The organism is Streptomyces hirsutus (assembly GCF_001418415.1).
Classification (GTDB): Bacteria; Actinomycetota; Actinomycetes; order Streptomycetales; family Streptomycetaceae; genus Streptomyces; species Streptomyces hirsutus.
The window spans coordinates 1-5,677 of sequence record NZ_LIQT01000410.1; the positions used below are offsets into that span (position 1 = coordinate 1).

Annotated in this window: 5 protein-coding genes and 1 riboswitch; all 5 genes read left to right on the forward strand. The window is 72.3% G+C overall.

The annotated features are described in order from the left end of the window. On the forward strand, positions 1 to 601 hold a 601-nt coding region (locus AOK11_RS28440; RefSeq protein ID WP_420903025.1), incomplete at its 5' end, for a tetratricopeptide repeat protein. Between the two features lie 171 nt (positions 602 to 772). Beyond that, the gene (locus tag AOK11_RS28445; RefSeq protein WP_055596588.1) at positions 773 to 1,423 is read left to right on the forward strand and encodes a SurA N-terminal domain-containing protein; all 651 of its coding nucleotides are present in this window, start codon (positions 773 to 775) and stop codon (positions 1,421 to 1,423) included. An 84-nt stretch (positions 1,424 to 1,507) separates the two neighbouring features. Then, positions 1,508 to 2,497 (forward strand): nucleoside triphosphate pyrophosphohydrolase, encoded by a 990-nt coding sequence (locus tag AOK11_RS28450; protein ID WP_055596589.1) that lies wholly within the window; start codon positions 1,508 to 1,510, stop codon positions 2,495 to 2,497. Between the two features lie 127 nt (positions 2,498 to 2,624). Further along, positions 2,625 to 3,917: a cytochrome P450 family protein gene (locus tag AOK11_RS28455; protein WP_055596590.1), complete on the forward strand. Its 1,293-nt coding sequence runs from the start codon at positions 2,625 to 2,627 to the stop codon at positions 3,915 to 3,917. Between the two features lie 338 nt (positions 3,918 to 4,255). Next, positions 4,256 to 5,215 carry a transglycosylase family protein gene (locus tag AOK11_RS28460; protein WP_055596591.1) on the forward strand — a complete coding sequence of 320 codons (960 nt, stop codon included), beginning with the start codon at positions 4,256 to 4,258 and terminating at the stop codon, positions 5,213 to 5,215. A 317-nt stretch (positions 5,216 to 5,532) separates the two neighbouring features. Further along, positions 5,533 to 5,677: riboswitch (cyclic di-AMP (ydaO/yuaA leader) on the forward strand. This riboswitch is flagged as partial in the annotation.

Sequence of the window (5,677 nt, forward strand, 5' to 3'; positions counted from 1 at the left end):
CGCCCCCGCCACACCGCCCGCGCCCGCCGCGGAGAAGGCCGACGTCGCCGCCGCCGTGGACGAGGTCAAGCGGCTGCTCGGGGAGGGCCGCATCACCCAGGCCGTGGACATCCTCGGCGGCATCCTGCCCGCCGCCGCCGAACAGCACGGCGAGCACTCCCCGGTCGTCCGCACCCTGCGCAAGCAGTACGCGGCCACCCTCCTGGACGACGGCCAGTACCGGCGCGCACTGCCCGAACTGCGGCGCCTCGCCGACGAACGCGCCGCCGAGGCGGGCCAGGCCGACCCGCAGTCCCTGCGCCACCGCTACGAGGCCGCCCAGTGCCTGGAGCAGCTCGGTCAGCCGACGGCGGCACTCTCCGAGTACCGGGCGCTGCTGCCGTACTACGAGAACCAGTACGTGGCCGCGGGCGACCCGCAGCTCGCCCATGACGTCCGCCGCCGCATCGGCCACCTCCTGCTCGCCCTCGGCGACCGTCCCGCGGCCCACGAGACCCTGGCCCGGCTGCTGCACGACGTGGAGCGCTCCCAGGGTCCCGGCCACCCGCTCGCCGGCGAGATCCGCCGGACCCTGCAGTGGCTGGGGCAGGTGCGCGGATAGCGGGGCAGGACGTCCCCTTTCGGAACCCGGCCGGGCCGGTGGCTGCGCAGCGGTGCCGGAAGTCCCGGTTAATCGTTGGTCGAATGGGTTGGCCAGAGCTCGGCCGCTGCCTACCATCGATCATCGCAGGACTTTGTGCACCGCCGCACAAGCTCTCCCCAGGAGGTCTCCTTGCACCGCCGTCGCCGCACCGCGCTCCTCCTCACCGCCGCCCTCACCGCGGCGGCCCCCTTGCTCACCGCCTGCGGAAACGACGCCCGTCCCGGGGCGGCGGCCGTCGTGGGCGGCCAGCGGATCACGGTGTCGCAGCTGGAGAACCGGGTCAACGAGATCCGCGCGGCCCAGCAGGACGCGGTGCCGGACGAGGCCCAGTACGAGCAGGCCGTCGCCCGCACCGGCAGCCTCACCCGCGACACCCTGCACAGCATGGTCCTGGACCGGGTGCTGGAGCGCGCCGCGAGCGACGCCGGTGTGACGGTCACCCCCAAGGAGATCCAGGGCATGCGGTCCGGTCTGGAGGAGCAGGCCGGCGGGGCCGAGGCGCTGGAGTCGGCCTGGCTGCAGCAGTACGGCATCCCGCCGGAGCGGCTCGACGGCAACCTCCGCCTCCAGCTCCAGGCCCAGAAGCTCGCCCAGCGGCTCGGCACCGACACCAGCAGGCCCGAGTTCTGGCAGGCGCTGTCCGAGGCGAGCAAGAAGCTCGACGTCGACCTCAACCCGCGCTACGGCACCTGGGACGACGAGAAGAGCAGCCGCGTCGACGCCGAGACCCCGTGGGTGCGCGAGGTCACGGGGGCGGCTGCGGCCCAGCCGGTCGCCTGACGCGCCAGGCGTACTTTCACACCGGGCCGGTCCCCCTGTGGACAACTTTCGGGGGCCGGCGGCGCCGTGGGTTAGTTTCGGATCGTGAACGCAACCAGCCCCGCGGCACCCTCCGCGGTCCCGACCGGCCGCATCGTCCTGCTCACCACCAGCCACCGCGTCGCCCCCGGCCTGCTGTCCTGGCCCGCCTGGCAGACCCTGCACGCGGCCGACAAGGTGCTGTGCGCGGACGGCGCCCACCCGCAGCTGCCGTATCTGCGCGAGGCGGGCATACCGGTCGAGGAGGCGTCCCCGGCCGCCGAGGACCTGGTGGGCGCCTGCGCCGGCGGGCGGACGGTGGTGGTCGTGGCGACCGGCGAGGGCGAGCCCGCCCTGACCGACGGCCTGGCCCGCCTCGCCGGCACCGGCCGCGTCCCGATGCCGGAGCTGGAACTGCTCCCCGCCTCCTACGACCTGCCGGGCGCCCGTCTGCTCGACCTCGTCCAGGTCATGGACCGCATCCGCGCCGAGTGCCCCTGGTCCTCCCGGCAGACCCACAAGGGCCTGGCGAAGTACGGCATCGAGGAGGCGTACGAACTCGTCGAGGCGATCGAGGAGGGCGACCGGGACGAACTGCGCGAGGAACTGGGCGACGTCCTCCTCCAGGTCGTCTTCCACGCCCGGATAGCCGAGGAGCACCCCGAGGAGCCCTTCTCCGTGGACGACGTGGCCGGCGGCATCGTCGCCAAGCTCGTCCACCGGCACCCCCACGTCTTCGGCGACGAGACGGCGACCACCCCCGAGGAGGTCAAGGAGCACTGGCTGCGCACCAAGGCGGTCGAGAAGCGGCGCACCTCGGTCACCGAAGGCATCCCGCTGGGCCAGCCGGGACTGGCCCTCGCCGCCAAACTCGCCTCCCGCGTCCGTACGGCCGGGCTGGACGTCCCCCTGCCCCGGGCGGAGGGCATCGGCTACGAACTGCTCGGCCTCGCGGTGCGGGCCGAGGCGGAGGGCGCCGACCCGGAGGCGGCGCTGCGCGCGGCCGCCCGGGCCTACCGGGACGCGATACGGGCCGCGGAGGGCGTGGGGGAATAGCCGCCCCTGCCCGCGTGCCGTCGGGTACCTGTCGTGGAGAGCAAGGTGCCCCTGCCCGCGTGCCGTCGGGCAGCCGGCGTGGAGAGCAGGGCGCACCTTCCCGCCTGCCGCCGGATACGGTCGAGCGGTGAACGACCAGCCTCAGCCCCAGTTTCAGTCCCAGCCCGAGAAGGGCGCCCCCGAACTCTTCACCTGGGAGTTCGCGAGTGACCCCTACCCCGCGTACGCCTGGCTGAGGGAGCACGCGCCCGTGCACCGGACGCGGCTGCCCAGCGGGGTGGAGGCCTGGCTGGTCACCCGTTACGCCGACGCCAAGCAGACCCTCGCCGACCCCCGCCTCTCCAAGAACCCGGCGCACCACGACGAGCCCGCCCACGCCAAAGGGAAGACCGGCATCCCCGGTGAACGCAAGGCCGAGCTGATGACGCATCTGCTCAACATCGACCCGCCGGACCACACCCGGCTGCGCAGACTGGTCAGCAAGGCGTTCACCCCGCGCCGGGTCGCCGAGTTCGCGCCCCGGGTGCAGGAGCTCACCGACGGGCTCATCGACCGGTTCGCGGACAGCGGCTCCGCCGACCTCATCCACGACTTCGCCTTCCCGCTCCCCATTTACGCCATCTGCGACCTGCTCGGCGTTCCCCGGGAGGACCAGGACGACTTCCGTGACTGGGCGGGCATGATGATCCGCCACCAGGGAGGACCCAGGGGTGGTGTGGCCCGGTCGGTGAAGAAGATGCGCGGCTACCTGGCCGACCTGATCCACCGCAAGCGCGAGGCCCTGCCTGCCGAACCCGCCCCCGGCGAGGACCTCATCTCCGGTTTGATCCGTGCCTCCGACCACGGTGAGCACCTCACCGAGAACGAGGCCGCCGCCATGGCGTTCATCCTGCTGTTCGCGGGCTTCGAGACCACCGTCAACCTCATCGGCAACGGCACCTACGCCCTCCTCACCCACCCGGGGCAGCGCGAGCGCCTGCAGACCTCCCTCGCCGCCGGGGAGCGCGGACTGCTGGAGACCGGGGTGGAGGAACTCCTGCGCTACGACGGGCCCGTGGAGCTGGCCACCTGGCGGTTCGCCACCGAGGCGCTCACCCTCGGCGGGCAGCACATCTCGGCCGGCGACCCGGTCCTCGTCGTCCTGGCCGCCGCGGACCGCGATCCGGAGCGGTTCGCCGACCCCGACACGCTCGACCTCGCACGGCGCGACAACCAGCATCTGGGGTACGGCCACGGCATCCACTACTGCCTCGGCGCTCCCCTGGCCCGTCTGGAGGGCCAGACCGCGCTCGCCACGCTGCTGACCCGCCTGCCGGACCTCGAACTCGCGGTGGACCCGGCCGAACTGCGCTGGCGCGGCGGCCTCATCATGCGCGGACTGCGCACACTGCCGGTGCGATTCACCGCGCCGCCGATGTGATGTCGCCTACGAAACGCCGCGCTCGGCACGCATTCCGAAATGACCCGGATGGTCGTCGAGTCCGCTCCGGGCGGGCCTCCGGCGGCGCTCCGACGGCCCTTCGCCCTCGCGCAAGTGACCGTCAGGTCCGCTGTGGACACGGTCCGTCGAACCTGGACGGGACCGGCGCAAAGGTGACGTGCAGTCAGCTCTGTGATCTTCATGTGATCTGCGCGGCATGAACTTGTGACAGACGTTCGACTGCGGATACGTTCACCCATCAAGCGCGGCGCCCCGCTTCTGCGGTACCACAGTTCGAATCGCCGTGCGAGCAACCGTTGTCTGCGAAAGGTCTCCGCATGCTCTCCGGGAACGGTCGTCACCGTCGCCCCCGCCAGGCTCCGGCTCTCCTCGTCGCGGCCGGCGTGACCGGCTCGGCCATCGCGATCCCCCTCCTCGGGGCCGGCGCGGCCAGTGCGGCCGACGGCTCGACCTGGGACCGCGTCGCCGAATGCGAGTCCGGTGGCTCCTGGAGCCAGAACTCCGGCAACGGTTACTACGGCGGCCTGCAGTTGACCCAGGCCGACTGGGAGAAGTACGGCGGCCTCGACTACGCGACCAGCGCCGACCAGGCCAGCCGCGGCCAGCAGATAGCGGTGGCCGAGAAGATCCTCGCCGACCAGGGCGTCGGCGCGTGGAGAGCCTGCGGGCTGCTGGGGGGTCTGGGCCAGGACTCGCCCGTGCCCGACGTCGGCACCGGCGCGGAGGGCGGCTCGTCGGGCAAGTCCGGCTCCGAGAGGTCCGCCACTCCGTTGCCGTCCCAGTCCTCCGGCTCCTCGTCGGACGCGAAGGGCGCCAAGGGCGCGAAGGGTGCCGCGGACGGCAAGGAGAAGGAAGAGGGTGCGGACGGATCGGTCGAGCCCGAAGCCTCTCCCTCCGCCTCCCCGTCTCCCTCCGCCCCGGCCAAGGGTGACGACTCGGACAAGTCGTCACATAAGGGCGATGCTTCGGGATCGGCCGACGGCGAGAACTCCGGCAGCGGCCGCCACCGCGGCGCCAGCGCCGAGGAAGAGGTGCGTGAGGACCGTGACGCCGGATCCTCCGGCCGGCACGCCTCGCGCGGCGGTCTTGGCTTCGCACGCGGCCTTGACGGTTCGTCCCCGTCGAGCGGCACCGGGAGCGGCTCCTCGGCCGCCGCCGACTCCCTTGCCTTCGGCGGCGGATGGCTCGCCGAGTACGACGGAGGGGGCGAGGTCCTGGGCGCGGCCGTCCCGAACCTCGTCCTTCCCGGTCAGGCGCTCGCGTTCGGGTCCGAATAGGGCAACGGCTGACATCCGGGCGACAGTCGGGCGACGGGGCTTTCCCGGCCGAGCCGCGGCTGGGCGGCGGCTCGGCACCGGTCGGGCGGTGACTGGGCGACAGTCGAACCGGCGGGCGAAAAAGTGCCTCAAAAGCGCCAGTTGAGGTCATGGTTCGCGACGAATGTCCGATTTAAAGGCGATGAGAGATAGGTCTCAGAAGCCCTGATCGTCTTTGATAATCCGCTGAGCCCGTGTCTACGGTCGTGACCGCTCGTCAACGCGAGCCCCGGCTGCCGCCACGCCGAATCCTGCCAGTGGCAGCACGGGAACAGTCGTCGCGTCATGCGCCGTAGGCAGGAGCGGGGGACCCAAGGTAGGCGCCGAATCCGGTGAGGAATGCCGGGTGCGGCTAGGGGTGAAGTCGTGTCCCGTGAGGGACGCGGCCGGGCAACTCAACCGGCCCGAACCCGACAGCTCACC